At 38.3% G+C, this 22316-nt stretch carries 12 protein-coding genes and 4 pseudogenes; 6 read left to right on the top strand and 10 right to left on the bottom strand.

Annotated features, from left to right (window positions below; translation table 11 throughout):
- The first annotated feature begins 274 nt into the window (after positions 1-274).
- Together pyrF and hisS are read left to right on the top strand one after the other, a co-directional pair.
- On the top strand, positions 275-1120 hold the full coding sequence (gene pyrF, locus O9A_RS07265; RefSeq protein ID WP_034460110.1) for an orotidine-5'-phosphate decarboxylase: 846 nt from the start codon (positions 275-277) through the stop codon (positions 1118-1120).
- A 972-nt stretch (positions 1121-2092) separates the two neighbouring features.
- Positions 2093-3580, top strand: a complete 1488-nt coding sequence (gene hisS, locus O9A_RS07260) for a histidine--tRNA ligase (RefSeq protein WP_034460107.1) — start codon at positions 2093-2095, stop codon at positions 3578-3580.
- 177 nt (positions 3581-3757) lie between these two features.
- Here hisS and O9A_RS08520 read toward each other — a convergent pair.
- The 3 genes and pseudogenes from O9A_RS08520 to groES all read right to left on the bottom strand — a co-directional run.
- Positions 3758-4348, bottom strand: a pseudogene (locus tag O9A_RS08520) (integrase); the annotation flags it as partial.
- Positions 4349-4639: 291 nt separating this feature from the next.
- A complete protein-coding gene (groL, locus tag O9A_RS07255; protein ID WP_034460105.1) occupies positions 4640-6283 on the bottom strand; it encodes a chaperonin GroEL in 1644 nt (547 codons plus the stop codon).
- Between the two features lie 60 nt (positions 6284-6343).
- Positions 6344-6640, bottom strand: coding sequence for a co-chaperone GroES (gene groES, locus O9A_RS07250; protein WP_034460103.1), 297 nt, complete (start codon positions 6638-6640; stop codon positions 6344-6346).
- Between the two features lie 226 nt (positions 6641-6866).
- Here groES and fumC point away from each other — a divergent pair, with 226 nt between their 5' ends.
- A complete protein-coding gene (fumC, locus tag O9A_RS07245) occupies positions 6867-8255 on the top strand; it encodes a class II fumarate hydratase (protein ID WP_034460101.1) in 1389 nt (462 codons plus the stop codon).
- A gap of 707 nt (positions 8256-8962) precedes the next feature.
- On the opposite strand, the pseudogene O9A_RS08515 reads toward fumC, so the two are convergent.
- Together O9A_RS08515 and O9A_RS07235 are read right to left on the bottom strand one after the other, a co-directional pair.
- Positions 8963-9317 (bottom strand): annotated as a pseudogene (locus O9A_RS08515) (helix-turn-helix domain-containing protein).
- A 1376-nt stretch (positions 9318-10693) separates the two neighbouring features.
- A complete protein-coding gene (locus O9A_RS07235) occupies positions 10694-12322 on the bottom strand; it encodes an alpha-D-glucose phosphate-specific phosphoglucomutase (RefSeq protein ID WP_034460099.1) in 1629 nt (542 codons plus the stop codon).
- Positions 12323-12522: 200 nt separating this feature from the next.
- On the opposite strand from O9A_RS07235, the gene O9A_RS07230 reads away from it, so the two are divergent.
- The 3 genes and pseudogenes from O9A_RS07230 to O9A_RS07215 all read left to right on the top strand — a co-directional run bounded on the left by O9A_RS07230 (position 12523) and on the right by O9A_RS07215 (position 16360).
- Positions 12523-13047, top strand: a complete 525-nt coding sequence (locus O9A_RS07230) for a peroxiredoxin (RefSeq protein ID WP_034460097.1) — start codon at positions 12523-12525, stop codon at positions 13045-13047.
- 1381 nt (positions 13048-14428) lie between these two features.
- A pseudogene (locus O9A_RS07220) lies at positions 14429-14932 on the top strand (TCP-1/cpn60 chaperonin family protein); the annotation flags it as partial.
- A gap of 1092 nt (positions 14933-16024) precedes the next feature.
- A pseudogene (locus O9A_RS07215) lies at positions 16025-16360 on the top strand (zinc ribbon domain-containing protein YjdM).
- Positions 16361-16608: 248 nt separating this feature from the next.
- Here O9A_RS07215 and O9A_RS07210 read toward each other — a convergent pair.
- From O9A_RS07210 to O9A_RS08140, 5 genes are all read right to left on the bottom strand, one after another.
- On the bottom strand, positions 16609-17187 hold the full coding sequence (locus O9A_RS07210; RefSeq protein ID WP_034460093.1) for a NifU family protein: 579 nt from the start codon (positions 17185-17187) through the stop codon (positions 16609-16611).
- Positions 17188-17243: 56 nt separating this feature from the next.
- Positions 17244-17735 (bottom strand): universal stress protein, encoded by a 492-nt coding sequence (locus tag O9A_RS07205; RefSeq protein ID WP_034460091.1) that lies wholly within the window; start codon positions 17733-17735, stop codon positions 17244-17246.
- Between the two features lie 60 nt (positions 17736-17795).
- Positions 17796-18866 carry a tryptophan--tRNA ligase gene (trpS, locus tag O9A_RS07200; protein WP_034460089.1) on the bottom strand — a complete coding sequence of 357 codons (1071 nt, stop codon included), beginning with the start codon at positions 18864-18866 and terminating at the stop codon, positions 17796-17798.
- Between the two features lie 79 nt (positions 18867-18945).
- Positions 18946-20517: a murein biosynthesis integral membrane protein MurJ gene (gene murJ / locus O9A_RS07195; RefSeq protein WP_034460086.1), complete on the bottom strand. Its 1572-nt coding sequence runs from the start codon at positions 20515-20517 to the stop codon at positions 18946-18948.
- A 1455-nt stretch (positions 20518-21972) separates the two neighbouring features.
- Positions 21973-22272, bottom strand: coding sequence for a hypothetical protein (locus tag O9A_RS08140; RefSeq protein WP_208433361.1), 300 nt, complete (start codon positions 22270-22272; stop codon positions 21973-21975).
- Between the last annotated feature and the right edge of the window lie 44 nt (positions 22273-22316).

Here is a 22316-nt window from a genome sequence, read left to right as displayed (position 1 = left end):
GGAACCTTGTTTATCGAATTTTACTCTAGAAAAACTTTATCGAAAATATGCATTCTAAAAGAAAAAAATACTTTATAAAAAATAACAAAACAGAAGGATATTTTGCATCACGAGGTACTTTTGTAAAGTGATATGGTTTGTTTTGTTCATATTCTGTCATGAAATTTGAAAATATTTCCTTTTTCATGAAAACCATGTTACCGATCATTTTGATAAATGTATTTCTTTTTGATTGTATCAGAAAGTTTAAAGGAACGCCTTATGAGGGTGTGAAATGTTTCATTCAACTTTTTTTAAAAATTGTGAAATCTATGGACCGCTTTGTATCGGTTTTGATCCTAGTCATAAAGTTTTGCAATCATGGAATTTGAGCTGTGATTATAAAGGTCTTAAAGACTTTTGTGATATTCTGTTAACAGCGGTTGTGGGCAATGTGGGTATTATAAAGCCCCAAGTCGCATTTTTTGAATTGTATGGTGTGGAAGGTCTTCAAGTGCTCAAAGAGCTTATTGAAAATGCCCAGGAACAAGGTTTATTAGTAATCGCTGATGCAAAAAGGGGAGATATTGGTTCTACTGTCGAAGCGTATGGTCAAGCTTGGCTCGGTTCAAGCAGCCCATTCAAAGCGGATGCCATAACTGCGAATGCTTTTCTTGGTTTTGATGCTCTTATCCCTTTGATGCGAATTGCAGAGGAAACAGGAACAGTAGTTTTTGTAGTTGTTCAATCCTCTAATCCAGAGGGAAAGCAAATTCGCAATGCGCGCATTGGTGATCAAACACTTTCTGTTCATTTGGCGCAGCGTATTTGTGACTATAATAGTCAGTCTTTGGGAAAAAATCATTCTGTTGGTCCCATCGGTGCGGTTGTTGGCGCTACACTCGGCAGTGAAGCAAAAGATACAATCAAACAGTTGGAAAAGTGTTTGTTTCTTGTTCCGGGTATTGGTGCTCAGGGAGGAACAATAACACAATTGACAAACCAGTTTCCTCAAAGTTTATGGCAGAATATTATTCCTTCTATTTCAAGGTCGATTACAGATGCTGGTCGAAATATTTTTGATTTAAAAACACTCATCAATGATTTTGCTACGCGAGCTAAAAGTACACTTATGTTTTGAAGATTTTTGTATAGGCGCTAAATTGATGAAGCTTTTATAAGAGTGCTTCTTTCCAGAAGTTGACTTCAGCTTAGCCAAACCGTTGTTTTGACTCTAAAGAATCTTTTATATGTCTTTCAGTTGATATTGGGAGAGAAGACAAAATATGCGCAATAATACTTAGAAAGAAGAGAAGCGTTGGTGTTTGAGAGAGGGAAAAGAGAATGTGGTAGTTTTGGAAACTATGCTTAAGAGAAAATTTCTTCGATGGAAAATAAATAGAGACAACGCTCATGATGGGAAGGCATGGGACTTGTGCTTGAAAAATAATTTATTGATGTTTCTGTATAAAACATCAATATTGGTGCAATATTAGACAGTTTGATCTTGCATGTTTTTCTGTTGTATGTCCAAAAGGGGATGCGTATGAGAACTGTAGTCCTTTAAATGTAAGAGTTGTGGCAACACGCAATGTTACTAAAAATAAGAGGATATTTGTCTCTAGTTTCTCTCATTTTTGATGAATATGTGTAAAAAGATCAACACAGAGTTTACTCCATAATAAGTCAATATATTGATCTATAATGATAATTTGTCGTTATTCACATTCAATTAAGAGTCTCGAATAACGTAAGATTTTCTCATTTCAAATCTGTTTTATGATGAATCAATCAAAATCATTTTTTTGTACGTCACAAGCGGATGTGGCGTATGGGTAAAAACACTTAAAGAAAGGAATAAAAATTTCTTTTATTAATGCTCTCAAATGCGAAGGCTGTCGCAACATTGAGGGCTGGTAAAGAGAATGATGATGCCGGTTTGCACCTTCAAAACTCTTTTATGGCTGATTATTCTAAAAGCAGCTGGCTTCGCCTTGGTAGAGCAAAAGCTTGTGCATGATGTATAAGCTAGGTTTACAAAGCCATTGCAGCGTGCACTATCTATAAGATAGATACAAGTCATCTGTGAATAGATATTATTGCTAGAGAAAACATGTCATCGAAACAAGGAAAAATCAAAGCTCGTCTACCTCGTGGTTTTGTTGATCGCACAAGTGCACAATTATATGCAATCGAAATCATGATTGCGCAAATTCGTCAAGTTTATGAACTTTACGGTTTTGAAGCGTTGGAAACACCGCTTTTTGAATATACCGATGTGTTAGGCAAGTTTTTACCTGATGAAGATCGTCCAAATGCTGGGGTTTTTTCTTTACAAGATGATGATGAGCAGTGGATGTCTTTGCGTTATGATCTTACTGCACCTCTTGCCCGTTATTTTTCAGAAAATTTTGAAATTTTGCCAAAGCCTTATCGGAGTTATCGTCTGGGCTTTGTTTTCCGCAATGAAAAACCTGGACCGGGGCGGTTTCGGCAATTTATGCAGTTTGATGCTGATATTGTGGGAACACCAACGGTTGCCGCAGATGCAGAAATTTGCATGATGGTAGCCGATAGTTTGCAAAAATTAGGGTTTCAGCATCATGATTATGTCATTCGTTTGAATAACCGGAAAATTCTGGATGCTGTTTTGGAGAAAATTGGCTTGGCAGGAAATGAGCTGGCTGAAAGGCGCTTAACCGTTCTGAGAGCAATTGATAAACTTGATAAGTTTGGTCTTGAAGATGTGTGTTTACTCTTGGGAAGAGGGCGTTTGGATGAAAGTGGTGATTTTACAAAAGGCGCAGAGCTTAAGGACAAAGAGATTGACAGTATTCTTGCTTTGCTTACCGTAGAGGCTGAAACAGCAGAGGGAACGCTTGACGCTCTTAGAAAAATCGTTGACCAGAGTGAGCAGGGGCTTGAAGGGGTTCGCGAGCTTGAGGAGATGCAGGCAATCTTTGCCGAAAATGGCACTCAAAACCGTATCAAAATTGATCCGTCAGTCGTGCGTGGGTTAGAATATTATACGGGACCTGTTTTTGAGGCAGCATTGCTTTTTGATGTTTTCAATGATGATGGGCAAAAAGTTGTTTTTGGCTCTGTTGGTGGAGGTGGGCGCTATGATGGGTTGGTGGCACGCTTTCGTGGTGGAAATATTCCTGCAACGGGTTTTTCAATTGGTGTTTCGCGCTTGATAGCTGCTTTGCAAAATCTTGGAAGATTGCCCGTAAGAGAAAATATTGGGCCTGTTGTAGTGCTGATGATGGATAAAGAACCAGAAATTGTTGCACGCTATCAAAAAATGGTCATGCAGTTGCGTGGTGCGGGAATTCCTGCTGAACTCTATTTGGGGGCATCAGGAATGAAGGCGCAGATGAAATACGCAGATCGCCGCCAGGCCCCTTGTGTAGTAATCCAAGGTTCTCAAGAGCGCGAAAGCGGAACAATACAGATCAAAGATTTGATTGAAGGAGCACGTTTGTCTTATGAAATTAAGGATAATCAAACATGGCGTGAAAGCCGACCAGCGCAAGTGACGGTTGATGAAGAGCAATTGGTCAAAACGGTAAAAGATATTTTGGCATCCCAAAAACGGTAAGAGAATAATTTTTAGGGAAAGGATTGTTTGGCAGATTTCGGAAATTCTTATTTCAAATTTGTCAAGATTTGTATTTTGATTATTCAGATGTGCTTATAGACGAGTTCAAGATTGCATTGTTTTTTAGCTCGTGTAGTATAGAATGGAAATCCTTTTAAAATGGAAAAAGGCGTTTTATTTTTCTAATAAAGCACGTGTTTTTGTTGTTGCCTGTAAATCAACATCCACATCTAACGCAGCAGTATCTTTGAGACACATAATTAAGGCGAATGAAAACTCTACGAACAGTTTCAACTTTTGCATACCAGATAGGAGCGAACGTATTACGTATCTCTGTTTGTGTAATTTCTGAAACGGGTATACAATCTAATTTGAGAGGAATATAAAGCCGTAAAGATAAAGATCAGATTCCATCTTTATTATTCCTTTTATTTGTTTTACACTTTTCACAAGTATTCACGGCGCTGTCTTTTAAATAATGAAGACTATGTATTATCTTACACTTTTGATTCTCACGTTCTTTAATGGGGTTACGCCTCTCATGAAGAACAGAACGCTACTGTGTTGCCAATTCACGCACTTGTTTTAAAGAAACATCTCTTAAAGCAGACACCCAAGCCACTTTCATGATGACATATCCCCGTGAGTGATATAACGGTACAGCCATTGTGCACCGCCCTCTTTACACTTATGAAGGAGTAAGTTGGCACCATCATTCTCTTTGCCAGCTCAAAATGTTGCACCAGCCCTTGCATTAAGACGGTTTATGAGAAATTTTTATTCCTTTCTTTATGAATACCTACATGCCAGCCCCGCTTGTGATATGCAAGAAAGTGATTGTAATTGATTCATTCTAAGAGGATTTGCGATGAGCAAATCTTACGATGTTCGAGACTCTACAAAAAAATGAATTATCCTTATAAATCAATGTATTTTTTACCACGAAACTACATAAACACCAGAAAACCGTAATAAAATGGAGAGATTCAACAAGAGACAGAAAAAACCTACAAAAAACGGGCCAGAGAGGCCCGTTTCTTTTTACCTTTAGCAAGGGGCTTAGAAATCCATACCGCCCATTCCACCCATTCCACCACCAGGCATTGGAGGCATTGGTGTATCTTTCTTTGGAACTTCAGCAACCATTGCTTCTGTTGTAATAAGAAGGCTAGCAATTGAAGCAGCATTCTGAAGAGCAGAACGCACAACTTTCACAGGATCAACGATTCCCAAAGCAATCAAATCACCAAATTCACCGGTTGCGGTATTGTAACCAAATGTATCTGCATTGTTTTCAAGCACTTTGCCAACGATAATCGCTGCTTCTTCACCGGCATTGGTAGCAATTTGTCGTGCTGGGGCCTGTAGTGCACGACGAACAATATTGATACCAGCTTCTTGATCAGGATTGCTGCCTTTAACAGTCAAAGCATTTGCCGCACGCAACAATGCGGTTCCACCTCCTGCAACAATACCTTCTTCCACAGCTGCACGTGTTGCGTTCAAGGCATCATCAACACGATCTTTCTTTTCTTTTACTTCAACTTCTGTTGCTCCACCAACACGGATAACAGCAACACCACCAGCGAGTTTAGCAAGTCTTTCTTGCAATTTTTCACGGTCATAATCAGAAGTTGTTTCTTCGATCTGTACCTTGATTTGGTTGACACGCGCACTAATTTCACTCTTTTGTCCAGCACCATCAATAATCGTGGTATTTTCTTTGGAAATATTGACTTTCTTTGCACGACCAAGCATATCCAAAGTGACATTTTCCAATTTAATGCCAATATCTTCAGAAATAACCTGACCAGATGTCAAGATAGCAATATCTTCTAACATGGCTTTACGGCGATCACCAAATCCTGGGGCTTTCACAGCAGCAATTTTCAAACCACCACGGAGCTTGTTGACAACGAGCGTTGCCAAAGCTTCACCTTCTACATCTTCAGCGATAATGAGAAGTGGCTTACCAGACTGGACAACAGCTTCAAGCACTGGAAGCAAGGATTGGAGATTAGAGAGTTTCTTTTCGTGAATGAGAATGTAAGGATCATCAAGATCAGTTACCATTTTCTCAGCATTGGTGACAAAGTAAGGGGAAAGATATCCACGATCGAACTGCATTCCTTCAACAACTTCCAATTCCGTTTCAGCAGTTTTTGCTTCTTCAACGGTAATGACGCCTTCTTTGCCAACTTTTTCCATGGCATCAGCGATCATTTTGCCGATTTCAGCAGCACCATTAGCGGAAATTGTTCCCACTTGTGCAATTTCTGCTGAAGTTTGAATCTTTTTCGCTTTTTTGAAAAGATTTGCCACCACTTCATCAACAGCAGCATCGATTCCGCGCTTAAGATCCATTGGGTTCATGCCCGCAGCAACGGCTTTTACACCTTCTTGGACAATAGCCTGTCCCAAAACAGTTGCTGTCGTTGTTCCATCACCAGCAATATCATTGGTTTTAGAAGCAACTTCGCGCAACATTTGCGCACCCATATTTTCGAACTTATCTTCCAGTTCAATCTCTTTTGCAACAGATACACCATCTTTTGTGATGCGAGGAGCACCAAATGATTTATCGATCACCACATTGCGCCCTTTAGGGCCAAGTGTTACTTTAACAGCGTTAGCAAGGATATCAACGCCGCGCAATAAACGCTCACGCGCTTCACGGCCAAACTTGACTTCTTTAGCAGCCATTTAATTTCTCCTTGGAGTTATGTCCTAAATAGTAGAAAATGAAAAAAATGAGAGGTTGGATTAGCCCAAAATTCCCATAATGTCAGATTCTTTCATAATTAAAAGGTCTTCCCCATTAATCTTCACTTCGGTTCCAGACCATTTTCCAAACAAGATACGGTCCCCTGTTTTTACTTCCAAAGGTACACGCTTCCCATTGTCATCGAGAGCCCCATTGCCAACAGCAAGAACTTCACCTTCTTGAGGCTTCTCTTTCGCTGTATCAGGGATGATAATCCCACCAGCAGTTTTATTTTCAGATTCAACCCGACGGACAACAACACGATCGTGAAGTGGGCGGAATTGTATGTTAGCCATATTTTAAATCCTTAAAATTTAATATAACTGAATTAATCTTAAGTCTTTGTTAGCGCTCTTTAAGAGAGAGTGCTAACAATAACTGGAATATAAAATTGCAACTTCCTAATGTCAAGGATTCTCTTTAAAATAATTTCTCTTAAGAGACTTCAAAGCCTTGCCTCCTTTTTCTATTTCGCGTTATTTAATCTTTTTTATTAACCACTGAACACAAAAGGATCTAACCATGGTTGAAACACGTCAAGAAACGGATAGCTTTGGGACGATTTCAGTCCGTCAAGACCGTTATTGGGGAGCACAAACTGAACGCTCACTGCATAATTTTAATATTGGCACAGAAAAACAACCCATCACCATCATCTATGCCTTAAGCCTTATCAAAAAAGCAGCAGCTGTTGTTAATATGGAAAAGGGCAAACTAGCAAAAAACATTGGAAAAGCCATCATTACTGCTGCTGATGAAGTGCTTGCCGGTGCATTTGACACGCATTTCCCCCTTTCTGTTTGGCAAACAGGTTCTGGAACACAAAGCAATATGAACGTCAATGAAGTGATTGCCAATCATGCCAACATGCTTTTGGGAGGAAAATTGGGCAGCAAAACACCTGTACATCCCAATGATCACGTCAATATGAGCCAATCGTCAAACGATTCCTTTCCCACAGCGCTCCACATTGCCACCACCCTACAAACGCGCCAACACTTATTTCCCATTCTTGATGCGCTTATTACCACTTTAAGGAAAAAAGAAGAAGAATTTGCCGATATCATCAAAATTGGACGTACTCATACCCAGGATGCCACGCCTTTAACTTTAGCGCAAGAATTTTCAGGCTATCGCGCTGCACTTGAAGCCAACCGCCAACGCATTGAAAGTGCTCTTTCCGATGTTCAGATGCTTGCCCAAGGAGGTACAGCTGTCGGAACAGGGCTGAATGCACCGCAAGGCTTTGATATAGCTTTTGCGAAAACAATCAGCGCATTCACAGGAATAACCTTTAAAACCGCTAACAATAAATTTGAAGCCCTTGCCCACCATGGAGCGCTTGCGCATTTCCATGGTAGTTTGAATGCATTAGCAGCTGACCTGTTTAAAATTGCCAATGACATTCGGTTTTTGGGATCAGGTCCACGCTCAGGCTTGGGGGAACTAAGCCTACCTGAAAATGAACCAGGATCTTCCATTATGCCAGGCAAGGTTAACCCTACACAGTGTGAAGCAATGACCATGGTTGCTTGCCAAGTCTTTGGCAATCATACCAGTGTAACATTTGCCGCAAGCCAAGGGCATTTTGAACTCAACGTTTATAAACCTGTCATTGGCTACAATGTTTTACAATCGATTACGCTTCTTGGAGATTGCATGCGCTCTTTTGATCTCCATTGTATTCAAGGATTACGCGCCAATCGAGTTCATATTCACTCTCTCATGGAACGCTCTCTCATGCTGGTGACAGCGCTCGCACCGGAAATAGGTTATGAAAAAGCTGCCGCAATTGCCAAAGCAGCGCATAAAAATGACACAACTTTGCGTACTGAAGCATTAAAAGTAGGAGTTTCTGGAGAAGACTATGATCGACTAGTTGATCCCAAAAAGATGATCCATCCACAATAAGGAACAAGATGCAAATCTTCTTGAAACAAACCTCTTTTTAAAAACATCGGATCATCCGTAGTCCGATGTTTTTGTATGTTGAATAGTTTACACATCCTCTCCTGCAAAGGTCCGTTAAATGCTACCTCTTGTAAAACTCAGAGAATTCTTGATCCTGGGTATGTTAACATAGAGAGTTTTTATATTTCTCACAACAGAGACACAAGGATGCCCTCCCTTGTTATCTGATCAAGCTCCAAAAATAATAATTAATTTTTTGTTTGTTAAACTAAGAGCTCCGAATACAGAAATATTAACTCATTTCAAACATTCGCATTCAAAATCAATACAAATCGTTCGCTTGTATGTCACAAGCAAGATTAAGCATGTCGATAAAAACTATTGAACATAAGAAGTAAAAATGCCTTTCATGAAATATCTAAATGCAAAGCATTCACAACATTTTGAGTTAGCAAAAAGGATGATGATGCTGGCTTATACCTTACATAAGTAAAGATGGGAGCACCCAATAGGATCTCGGAGTACTCCTTTACGAAGGTTATCATGAAATGAGCTGAGAAGCAACAAGAGATATCTCATTAAAGCAAGCGCGTGTATGAGAAGCACAATAGTGTACTGTGTTTTATGAGAAGCCATTCCCTCTAATTAAAGAACGCAATAAACAAAAAGCAATATGCATCCTCTATATGATTTTAAAAGTTTTCATTCTAATCAGAGATCAATTGTAAAATTGCTCTTTGTTGTACTGAGGTGAGAATTCGAAATCTTTTTAAAAGCAGGTATTCTTCTCTATTTGAGATGATTTCATCAATGCTGGTAGGGAGCATGTTCTTTATGTAATGATATCAGCATAAAAAAGGCAATAGGAACATTCAGGATATCAAAAATTTTCTTTAAACGCTACGTTCCTACAGGATTTAATCCTTTTTCGTATTTCTGAATTTGTCGGGAGCTTACCCCTAAGCAATCCCCTAAATGTTTTTGAGACATGTTCAGCATTTTTCGCTTAAAATGAATTTTTTTGCTCACGAAAATATCGTTATGAAAATTTCTAGCTTGTATCTTCCCCCTGCCAGGTGTGAATGCTCTCGCATTGGTATTCCGAGAATTTGAAAGCACTGAATCTAAATTCGCATTTTGCTTTTAGTGTTTATGGCACCTGGACATAGCAAAATTTCCTGGAATTCTGGGCTCCCACATTAGTGCGTTCATTTTTGTGTTTAGGTTTCGGACTTTCAAATCCCTATTGGTCGTTGCGTATACAACCAAAAACATTTTTAAAATTATAAAGTAATTTCAGAGGATTTATAATAAAAGTTAAAACCGTTTTTATTTTTATGAGAGGCGGCGTTTTTTTCATTCAATCAAAAAGAATTGAGAAAAGCAAAACCTCTGAAATTTTCAGGATAGCTTAGTTATTTTGCACATTGGATATTGCTTGCCAAAGCAAACAAAAACGCTTTTATTTGCTAAGTAAAAGTATGAATTGATCGCCTTTAGCTTTATAAGTTAAGTGAAAATTTTGAGTATCGGAATATGTTACCACCAAAACTCTCTCTTTGAACAGCAAAAAACCGTTATAAAATGGGATTGCTGTGGAGTAAAAATCGCTTAAAATTTTAAGATGAAAATACACTATACTTCTTATGAACTGCCCTAAAAACTATCTAATATTAAGCGTTCAAAAAGAAAATGATGGTGCCAAATTGCTTCTTCATGTCTTTCATAAGCGTAAAGATGATGGTAGGGTTTTACTGTTAAACAACACCGTTAAAGAGGCTTAAATGCATTGAGACATGTTTCTTTAAAGCAAACACATTCATAAACAATACAAATAACGTTCTGTTTTGTATGAAGAATATGCTCCATAAAATACATGAAGAACATAAAGATAAGGCAATGTGCAATCTCCACTGTTTAAAGAGATTGCTCTAAATACTTTTGAGAACGAAAAATCGAATAAACAGAGGATGGTAAAACTGGACGTTGATTTTCATCTTTGCACCACGAACAACGCTCTTTAAAAAAACTTATCTTGCCGAATGTTGTAAAAAAAAAATAAAGAAATTTTTGTGCATAAAAATAACACAACTTTACACACCAAAGCACTCAAAATAGAGGATTAGCAAGGACTATGACCATAAGCGTAATCCCCAAAAGGGGATCTATCCGTAAGAAATACCCTCTGCAAGAGACAAAGAGATGCCCATCTCCTCAAGATAGCTCCTTATGTTTATACGAGAACAGCGCAGCGTTCACGTTCTAATTCTTGTTATCAAGAACATTGGTTTTTTGGAATCAGACTCTTGGCGTTTATACTTGAGTAAACGAAATCCTCCTCAAAATGAAGTCTAGAATCATCTATCATGGGAGGAAAAATTAATCAGATGCGCTATAAAACAAATGAGCCCCTCACAAGAGACAACGTAAAACTGTTTTCATGTGATAACATCGGGTCTCGTACGCCCCAAATGTTGTTTTATATTTAATAATTGCAAGGCTGCCTGTTGCACAGGTTGGAGAACTTTTTGTGGATCTTGATTGTGTTTACGGGGGTCACCCTCAAACTGTTCAAAATAAAGGCGTAGGGTAGCGCCTACTGTCCCTGTTCCCGATAAACGCACCACAAGCCGTGCTCCATTTTTAAAAAAAACACGCACTCCCTGTCCAGTACTAATGCTCTGATCAACAGGATCATGATAGGTAAAATCATCTGCTTTTTCGACATGGAGTCCTGCAACTTCCCTTCCTGGCTTTGGTAAATATGCGCGCAATTCATCAATGATTGCGGAAACCTTACATGCTTCCACTTCTTCATAATCATACCGTAAAGTGTAAAATCGCCCATAAGTGCGCCAATGCTGTTGCGTAATTTGTGCAACAGTTTTTCTTGTCACAGCTAAAAGATTCAACCAAAATAACACAGCCCATAAACCGTCTTTTTCACGGATATGATCAGATCCTGTTCCAAAGCTTTCTTCACCACAAAAGGTCACGTGGCCAGCATCCAAAAGCGTTCCGAAAAACTTCCATCCTGTTGGTGTTTCAAATAAATTTAATCCTTTTTTTTCAGCAACCAAATCAGCCGCACGTCCTGTTGGCATAGAGCGAGCAATCCCCACAATCCTCTGCCGATACCCTTTAATCAGATGGGCATGATCAGCCATAATCGCTAGGGAATCAGAAGGTGTAACAAATTGCCCATGCCCAAGAATGAGATTACGATCTCCATCTCCATCAGACGCAGCACCAAGATCAGGTCCTTGATCCGACATCAACAAATCATAAAGAGCCTTGGCATAAAGCAAATTAGGATCTGGATGATCTCCTCCAAAATCTGGCAAAGGAATGCCATTGACTACCGTTCCTTCAGAAAATCCTAAGCATTTTTCAAAAATTTCATGCGCATAAGGCCCGGTTACCGCATGCATTGCATCAAATCGCAAAGTGAGCCCTTCCGCAACGGCCTTGGCAATACAGTCAAAATCAAAAATTTCCTGCATCAAAGCAACATAATCAGCGAGAGGATCAATTATATCAATCTTCATGGGCCCTAAAAAAGTTGTACCCTCTCTTTCTAAATCAATATCTGGAGCCTCCATAATCCGGTAAGAAGAAAGACATTGCGATGTTGCAAAAACGGTATCACACAAAGAAGCGGGAGCAGGACCACCATTGGAAATATTATATTTAATGCCACAATCCCCCTCTTTTCCCCCAGGATTGTGACTTGCTGAGAGAATAATACCACCATAGGCACGCGTTTTGCGAATAAGATGTGAAACAGCTGGCGTGGAAAGCAGTCCTCCTTTTCCGACTTTAATACAAGCAACACCATGAGCAGCAGCCATTTTCAACACAATTTGAAGAAGGTTGCGGTTAAAATAGCGTCCATCTCCTCCAAGAATAAACAATTTTCCCTCAACAGACCCAATGCTGTCAAAAAGAGATTGAATAAAATTTTCAACATAATGGGGCTGTTGAAAAACCGACACTTTTTTGCGCAAACCGGACGTTCCAAGTTTTTGATCATCAAAAGCCTTAGTCAAAACTATCCTGAGAGTCATGGAAACACCTTCATAGTATTTTGCTCGATTTTAAAGTGAAGCTCCAGCAAAGTCGACTATTAATTCTACTTGACGTGGCAATGAAATATTTGCAAACTTGTCAAAAAAGAGGATTATTTAAGACGTCCTCTTCAATGTGTTTTTTAAGATGAAAACCATTTTTAAAACATGATTCCCATAAAAAATACAGGAGCATAATTATGATAAGAAAAACCGTTCCCAATACCACCTTCCATACACGTGTACGCGATGAATCAATTGGTGGAGATAATCCTTATCGATGGCAAGAGGTGAATAGCAATGCATATTTTAAAGGGAAACGGGTTATTCTTTTTTCTCTTCCTGGAGCTTTTACCCCTACTTGCTCAACCTTTCAGCTTCCTGATTTTGAAAAACTCTATGATGAATTTAAAAAAGTTGGCATTGATGAAATTTATTGCCTTTCCGTCAATGATGCTTTTGTCATGAACGCTTGGGGAAAAACACAAGGTATTAAAAACGTAAAATTAATTCCTGATGGCTCAGGTGAATTCACGCGCAAAATGGGTATGCTGGTTGCTAAAGACAATGTTGGTTTTGGAATGCGCTCATGGCGCTATGCTGCTGTTATTAATGATGGTGTCATTGAACATTGGTTTGAAGAACAAGGTTTTTCAGATAATTGCACAACAGACCCTTATGAAGTCTCTTCACCACAAAACGTTTTAAAAATCCTAAAAGGCTAATTTCCAACCAAATACACACATTTAAAACAGAACTTCATGGCACAGTTTCCTTTGCAAAGGAATTTGTGCCGTTTGTATTTTATAAATTTTGAATTGCAAAACCTGTTAGTCTCAATATCTTCTTTTCGAACTTATCTTCAAGTTCGATTTCTTTTGCAACAGATATACCATACCACAAAAACGTCCTATCAGATCATCATAGCACCCATTTCTCTCCACAAACCGAAAAGAAATTTTTTATCCATCATCATTGAAAACAACAAAGAGCAATACCGCTTCAAAAACCGGTTCCGTATAATAATCCAATTCACGCATCTCTGAGGATTAACTTTGATGTGATTGTGGTAATCACTTAACTTAAACTTTTATTTTTTTTAAAAAGTATTCATTCTAAGAGTTAAGATTTCTTTTTAAATAACTGTTAAAGTAGTTGTTTATTCGAATATTTTGTCACAAATACTGCATTCGTTTCTTCAGATTCATTGAATGCAAAATTTTCATCACGTTCAGAAAGCTAGAAAATATCTAGAATTATGAAATAACAATTTTTTTATCCCCTTCGCTACAATTTTGTTACTTTCCCATTCATTGATAACTTCTTTAAAAGTTTCAAAATCAAGATATTACGGTTCTTCAGTTGAAAAGTTACAAATCAAAGATTCATTGAAAATACCATGATCTCACACTCTCTGCTCAAACCATAAATTCACATCATCCTCATCTAATATTTTATCCACTTGCCACAACATAACAAAAAACTGTTCAGAGCAATAAATGAGAGCCTACGAATCATAAGCCAACTCTCGAATGCTCATGAAACGGTGATTTTGGTGAGATCTGCAAATCCGAAGTCTGAGGGAGGAAGCTCAAATGATTTTCCAATATCCTCAGTTTTTTCAAGAAGAAAAGGATTTCTTTCATAGAACACGATAAAAATTTATTGGATTCTTGTATTTCTCCATTAATACGTTGAGTTTTAAAATACATATTATCAATTAGTTACTGTTGTATCAGCTGACAATTTATCCAAATGTCCTCCTGTAAATTGTAACAAATTGTCTGATTGAAGTTATTCAATTGTTTTATGAAGCTTTAAAAAAGTTTTCTAGAATAAAATACTCTTGATTTCCCTCATATTTTGCTCGTGCTAAATTTTGTGCTTCCATAAGAAAATACAGAGAACCTGATGCCTGCAGATGAGAATTCAAAAACTAAGCTCATCTGAACTGTAAATATTTTTATCAATTATTAACTATCGATTTTTTAAACGTGATGACGTAAACATCTCAAATTTCTCTCATATTTTGGTTCACTAAAATTCTCTCAGCATATCCTCGTAAAGATTCATTTTATAGCGAAAGATACACCAGTGCCTTCAATGCTTGGTGGAGCAACAGAAGTTGAAGTAAAAGAAAAGAAAGATCGTGTTGATGATGCCTTGAACGCAACACGTGCAGCTGTGGAAGAAGGTATTGTTGCAGGAGGTGGAACCGCATTGTTGCGTGCGGCAAATGCTTTGACTGTTAAAGGCAGCAATCCTGATCAAGAAGCTGGTATCAATATTGTTCGTCGTGCACTACAGGCCCCAGCACGACAAATTGCTACCAATGCCGGTGAAGAAGCAGCGATTATCGTTGGCAAAGTGCTTGAAAACAATGCAGATACATTTGGTTACAATACCGCAACCGGTGAATTTGGTGATTTGATTGCTTTGGGAATCATTGATCCTGTGAAAGTTGTGCGTTCTGCTCTTCAGAATGCTGCTTCAATTGCTAGCCTTCTTATTACAACAGAAGCAATGGTTGCTGAAGTTCCAAAGAAAGATACACCAATGCCTCCAATGCCTGGTGGTGGAATGGGTGGAATGGGCGGTATGGATTTCTAAGCCCCTTGCTAAAGGTAAAAAGAAACGGGCCTCTCTGGCCCGTTTTTTGTAGGTTTTTTCTGTCTCTTGTTGAATCTCTCCATTTTATTACGGTTTTCTGGTGTTTATGTAGTTTCGTGGTAAAAAATACATTGATTTATAAGGATAATTCATTTTTTTGTAGAGTCTCGAACATCGTAAGATTTGCTCATCGCAAATCCTCTTAGAATGAATCAATTACAATCACTTTCTTGCATATCACAAGCGGGGCTGGCATGTAGGTATTCATAAAGAAAGGAATAAAAATTTCTCATAAACCGTCTTAATGCAAGGGCTGGTGCAACATTTTGAGCTGGCAAAGAGAATGATGGTGCCAACTTACTCCTTCATAAGTGTAAAGAGGGCGGTGCACAATGGCTGTACCGTTATATCACTCACGGGGATATGTCATCATGAAAGTGGCTTGGGTGTCTGCTTTAAGAGATGTTTCTTTAAAACAAGTGCGTGAATTGGCAACACAGTAGCGTTCTGTTCTTCATGAGAGGCGTAACCCCATTAAAGAACGTGAGAATCAAAAGTGTAAGATAATACATAGTCTTCATTATTTAAAAGACAGCGCCGTGAATACTTGTGAAAAGTGTAAAACAAATAAAAGGAATAATAAAGATGGAATCTGATCTTTATCTTTACGGCTTTATATTCCTCTCAAATTAGATTGTATACCCGTTTCAGAAATTACACAAACAGAGATACGTAATACGTTCGCTCCTATCTGGCATACAAAAGTTGAAACTGTTCGTAGAGTTTTCATTCGCCTTAATTATGTGTCTCAAAGATGTACCGTCATTGTGTTATCAGTTGCTGTTTGTTCCTTATGCTTTTTCTTTTTTGCTCAATAAGTATTTTTATAGAAAGCATTTTTCTTTGAGAATGTTCTGTCACGGTATTTTGTCAATTCTGTCCTCGTTTATTGTGGCATGTTTAATTCTTCAGAATTCTAAGATAAAATGCTGTGTTTGCTAGCTGTTTTGTTTTAGCAATAGACAAAAGTAAGTACTTCTTATTCTATGAAAGCTTAGAGGAATGATTTTGCTTAAACAAAAGAGAGAATGTATGAACAAATATCCCAATTGCTCTCATTGTAGCGGTCTTTATACTTATGAAGAGGGTAAAAATTTTGTCTGTCCTGAGTGTGCATATGAGTGACCACAAAAGGACGAATATACTTCCCCTTCTAACATCATTTATGATGCCAATGGTCAGATCTTAGCAAACGGGGATAATATTATGGTGGTCAAAGACCTTAAAATCAAAGGTGATGCATCCGTTTTCAAGAATGGTACGAAGGTGAAAAATATTCGCCTACTGGATGAGGATCATAATATTGATTGCAAAATCTCTGGGATAGGCCAAATTGGCTTAAAATCAGAATGCGTGAAAAAAGTTTAGTTGATTATACTTGTTTGGTAAAGTGTAGATGCACGGTTGATGGGCTTATTTTAGGGAACAATTTGTTCCATTTTCTTCAAAGAGATAACCCCTGGTGTTGTATGGGAGGAGGGGTAAAATTTGTCGAAGACTGACTTATTCGCAACAATCATGTTCAATGTTGTGGTGTTTTGGTATTTTGACAGCAAGATCAGCTAGGCAGCTACGACGTTTGTGCTTTTAGCACTCTTTTATCAGATCTCATTTGTTTATTGAGGCATGGCTTCAACACCTACAACTTCTGGGATAAAATGGCGTAAAAGATTTTCAATACCATGTTTTAGCGTTGCAGTCGAAGAGGGACATCCGGCGCAAGCGCCACGCATATTGAGGTAAACAATACCATTTTCAAATCCGCGAAAAGTAATATCTCCACCATCATTGGCAACGGCCGGGCGAATACGCGTTTCAAGGAGTTCCTTAATTGTTAAGACGATATCAGCGTCTTTTTCGTTATAAAATTCTTCGTTAAGGGCGTGAATTTGCGCTTGTCTTGTGACATTGGTGTTGATAACTGGGTCTCCAGACAGAAAATGTTCCATAATGGTACCTAAAATGGCTGGTTTGAGATGTTGCCACTCTCCTTCTTTTTTGCTCACGGTAATAAAATCGTAGCCCAAAAAAACACCATTGACATTTGGAATATTAAACAGTTTAGCTGCTAAAGGTGAATTTTTAGCAGCTTCTTCATTGTCACGAAATTCTAACACACCTTCAGAAAGTACCACACGACCTGGCAGAAATTTCAGTGTTGCAGGGTTTGGTGTGGTTTCAGTTTGAATAAACATAGACTCTCCTTTTATGGGACGGATCAGGACGGTTCTTAAATGAAGAATACTCTATTTTAGGCAATCGATTCAATATCTTCATCCACAAGATTACTTGGAATAACGATAACAGGGATTGAAAAAGCTGTGCTCCGATTGCCAATTAATTGCACAAGCGGTCCTGGTCCTTCTGTATGTCCACTGGCAGCTAAAACAATAAGTGCAATTTGTTTATCTTCATCGATCAGTTTGGAAATTTCATCAATTTTTTTGCCTTCACGCACGATTATTTGTGTTTCAAGGGAATGCAAAGTGCGTACATCATTGGCAATTTCTCCCAAGACTTTATGGGCAGTTTGCGTTGCTTCTGTTCGCATAACATTGTTGACGCCCAGAAAATGTTGAAATTCTACACTATCAACAACACAGAGCAGTACCAATGTTCTTTTAGTATTTTGGGCATGCTGTGCAGCAAAGGCAACAGCACGCCGACATTCTGGTGTCTCATCGATAATGACTAAAATTTTCCGCTTGTGATTTTTTTTCACTTTGTTTTGTTTAGAAACCATGAGGTTTTCTCTATTTTTTGCAGATAAATTCTTTACTCTTACAACTTCAGTTTGATTGTTTCATATATCGTGCAAAAGTCCAACAATTTCACGGATTTTTTTCATATTTTTTTCTGCCAATGCACTGGCACGTTGTGCACCATCGTGCAAAACAGAGTCAATATACTTACTTTCTTGATGAAGTCGACGGAGTTCTTGTGTGATTGGTGCAAGCTTTTCAACAGCAAGGTCAGTTAAGGCTGTTTTAAAAAGCGAAAATTGTTGTCCAGAAAACTCTGAAAGAGCTTTTTCTTTGCTTATTTGTGCAAAGGCAGCATAAATACCAAGCAGGTTATCGATTTCTGGTCGTCCTTCTAAGGCTGCAAGCGTGTCGGGAAGAGGGACGGAGTCTGTTTTTGCTTTGCGTATTTTTTTTGCGATAAGATTAGCATCATCTGTTAAATTAATACGCGAAAAATCGGAAGGATCCGATTTCGACATTTTTTTTGTGCCATCGCGCAACGACATAATGCGCATGGCTGTTTCCCCTATCAGCGCTTCTGGCAGAGGAAAAAAACCTTGTTTTTTTTCCTCACCCATTAATATTGTAACAGCAAAGTTTAAATCTACAATACGTTGTGCATAATCATTATTAAATTTTTGGGCAATATCACGGGTGAGCTCAACATGCTGTTTTTGATCTTCGCCTACCGGAACATGCGTGGCACGGTAGAGTAAAATGTCGGCAGCCATCAGACTTGGATACGCAAAAAGCCCAAGGGATGCTTTTTCGCGGTCTTTTCCTGCTTTGTCTTTAAACTGTGTCATGCGCTGAAGCCAACCAATACGGGCGATACAATTTAGAATCCATGCGAGTTCAGCATGTTGAAAAACTTGAGATTGATTAAAAATAATATGTTTTTGCGGATCAATACCAGCAGCTAAAAAGGCTGCTGTAACTGCTCTAGTAGATTCACGCAAGGCAAGGGGATCCGGATTAACGGTGAGGGCATGCATATCAACAACGCAGTACAGGCAATTATAGGACGTTTGTAGTTCAACCCAATGCTTGATGGCTCCAAGATAATTGCCAAGATGCAAGTGACCACTCGGTTGTACTCCGGAAAAGACAAGTGGTGTGAAAGTGTCCATAAGGGTGCTCTTTCTTTAGTAAAGTTATTCGCTTTATGTTTTTTTGACAAAGCCTTTTGCTGAAAGCAAGACAAAATATTTATAAGCGTTTTTTAAAGTTTTTGAGGGTAAGAAAAAAGGAACGAGTGTTCAGTAAAAAATAGGCGAAACAGTGCATCAAGAGTATGACAACCATTATCCCTGCTAAGGTGGAGGCACGCAAGAAAAACGATGCTTGTGAGGATAAAGGGAAAGACAAAAAGTTAATCACATCAAAGACATAATAGAGGGTTATAGCATTTAAAAAAGTAGTGATAATCAGACATGTTGTTCGCTTTATTAGTTGTGTATCGTATTTCCAATAACCACGTTTAATGAGAATAGCCCAGAGCAAGAGGGTATTCACCCATCCAGAGGTAATTTCAGCAATGACAATGCCCCGTGCTGACAAAATTGGAAATAATATTAAGGCTAGGCTGATATTGATGAAAACGCAAATGCCTGTGATAATCATCGGTGTTTTTGTATCTTCATGGGCAAAAAAATTAGGAATAAAGACCTTTATCAGGACAAAAGCGGGAAGTCCTAGTCCATAAAGTTTAAGCAGTTGGGCAACATAGTGTGTTGACTCGCTGGTAAATTGCCCACGTTCAAAAAGTAAACTAACAATGGGGGTGGAGAGCATTAAAAACGCCACAGAGGCGGGTAGTGTTAACAATAGTGTAAGTTCAATAGAGCGGTTTTGTAAATTATGGGTTTCTTTATGATTTTTGTTACGAAGGGCTCTTGTTAATTCTGGTAAAAGAACGGTCGCGATGGCAATTGCTATCACTCCTAAAGGCAATTGATAAAGGCGATCAGCATACATCAAAGAGGATACGGCACCTGATTGACTAGAGGCAATGTTGGTATTGATTAACAAATTGATTTGTGTAATCCCTCCTGTGATAGCAGCAGGGAATGCTAATGTTAAAAGCTTGCGAACATTGGGGCTGAAACGGGGACGGCGGAGAAAAAATTTCATTCCACTCTGACGCAGTGCAGCCGCAATCAAGGTGAGTTGGAGAAGTCCTGCGGCCAAGACGCCCCAAGAAAGATTTAAGCCGATATTCCAAGAGTCAAGCTGATAGATCCAAGCATAGGCAAGTACGCTAATCAAAATAATATTTAAAAAGAGAGGAGCAATGGCTGCGATAAAATAACGTCGCAAAGCATTGAGCATTCCCCCCATCATAGCTGCTAAAGATATACATGTTAAATAGGGAAACATGATTGCTGTAAAATGAATCGTAGCGTTAAATTTTATGGCATTCTCTGCAAATCCTGGAGCGATAATGGTTCGTACCAAAAAAGGCATACTTAATTCCATAGCAATGGTTAAAAGGAGCAGCAGTGAGAAGAGAACGCCAAATACCTCTTCTGCGAATTTGCATGCAGTTTCTTGACCATCTTCAGTGATTTTTTTTGCAAAAAGAGGAACAAAAGCCGCATTAAAGGCTCCTTCAGCAAAAAAACGACGGAATGTGTTGGGAAAACGGAAAGCAGCGTTAAAGGCATCGGAAACAGGACCAGTTCCCAGAGCTGCTGCCATTAGCATTTCACGTACAAAGCCAAAAATACGGCTCATCAGGGTTCCAGAAGCAACAGTTGCAAATTTTTTAATCAGGATCATAAAAATACATCTGGTTTGTCAGAAAAGAGAGGTAATAAAAAAATCAATAAGATCACTTTAGATTGTAAAAATTTGATTAGCATGCCAATATAATATACATTTTTGAAGTGTTTTACGATGGTGTTTATCCTTCTGTCAACAAGAGGGCTTTTATGCTCTTTAAGCTGTATTTGTTATTGCTTTCTTATAGTTTGTCTTGCTTCCCTAAAACAATCAATATTCTTTTTTCTTAAACTGGAGAGACAGAGCAGTGCGATGAATGGAAAAAAGCCACAGGCAATGGGGGGTGGCTTATCGTTCGCTTTATCAGTTGTCTGTTGTATTTCTAATAACCACATTTATGAGGATAGTCCAAAGCAATAGTGCGTTTCATGCAAGCTGATTGTGTTTGTGCTCTGTTTCGTTTTTTTGGTGGATAAGGTAGGTATGGGAGTTTTGCACACTGTTGCCGGAGAGGATTGGTTTATATACTTTCTATGGCAATGATTAAAAGAAGTTGCAGCGAAAAAAGAATGCCAAACTTGTTCTTTTTATACTTTAGCTTTTCTAAATAGAAATTATAGTTTCGAAGAATATTCATAATGACCTAAAGCGCTTTAATGTGTCATTATGAAAGAGAGTGTACCTATGCGGAGTGTAGGATTTATGATATGATACAGAGTTTATACGGCTTTTATAAAGGAGCTTTTCGTTTTCGTGTATAAGGCCATAATTTTACAGCAGATCAAAAATAAGGGATTTGCTACTTCTCAAACGCTTGATTTCATTTACGAAATTTATAACATCACAACCGCGTTTGATGAAAAAACGAAAAAGCCTGAGTTCTTAAGCAACTTCTTCGGGAGGCTTAACGATTATTCTTGATCAATAATCAACACGGTTTGTTTTGACCTTCTTACGCAGCTTTCAAATCATGATGTTAGAGTGAGCATTCTTCTTTGCAAAATATATGCGTTGTTCTTAATGATTTCCCATGAAGCTTCAAATTTTTTGAGATGCTTGAATTGATGGATTGTCTTGTAATTCTTTTAACAATATCCTTTTTCAAGGAAGCTGCTGTTTTTTCTTTTGAAATAAGCGTTTGTTGCAAGCCTTGAGCTATTGGTGTTGTAAAGGAGGTGGCATAATTCATTTTAAATATTTTTGCTGCTATAGTGCAAAATCTTTTTTGTTTTCTCCAATGAAAGTATCATGAACATTTATCATGAAGCTGTTTGATTCATTACATAAAGAATTTCTTTCGCTTGCAGTTCTATAGAAATTTGCAGAGCTTTCATCCTTTTTAGCAGCTATAATGAGGCGATGATTATTATGATCAAACCTAATATTTTATCAGGTAGTGTATGAATTTATTTAAAAGAAGCATTTTTTTTGATTTTCTGGATTGGAAATTTCCGAAACAGATCTTTTATTATTTTTAAGCTTCCTCTTGCAGTGATGCAGGACTGGTAAGTTCTATGCGTTCTTTTGTAATAAAACAGTCTCGCTCGTGGATTGCATCTTGCCCAAGTTTTGAAAGAACATCACGTTGTGTGCGTTACTGATTTTTTCTGAAAGGGGGCGTATAGTGTAGCTATGTGACCATTTCAGGGACTTTTTAACAGGTGTTTGGCGAATTAAGCCTTTTAAATTATTCTTTTCTGCGAGCATTTGATCTAATTCGTTGATTTTTCTTTGGACTTCTCTTCTGACGGCAAAAGGTTTTGTAAATTTTTTTTCTTTTATGACTGTGGTGCACAAAGGAACTCCTACCATCTGTAAATGTAAAGGAGAGGTTACGAGTCTGCCCAGCTCGTTTA

Source organism: Bartonella koehlerae C-29 (assembly GCF_000706625.1).
Taxonomy (GTDB): Bacteria; Pseudomonadota; Alphaproteobacteria; order Rhizobiales; family Rhizobiaceae; genus Bartonella; species Bartonella koehlerae.
The sequence above is the reverse complement of the archived record's forward strand: the minus strand, read 5'-3'. Positions and strand labels throughout refer to the sequence as shown.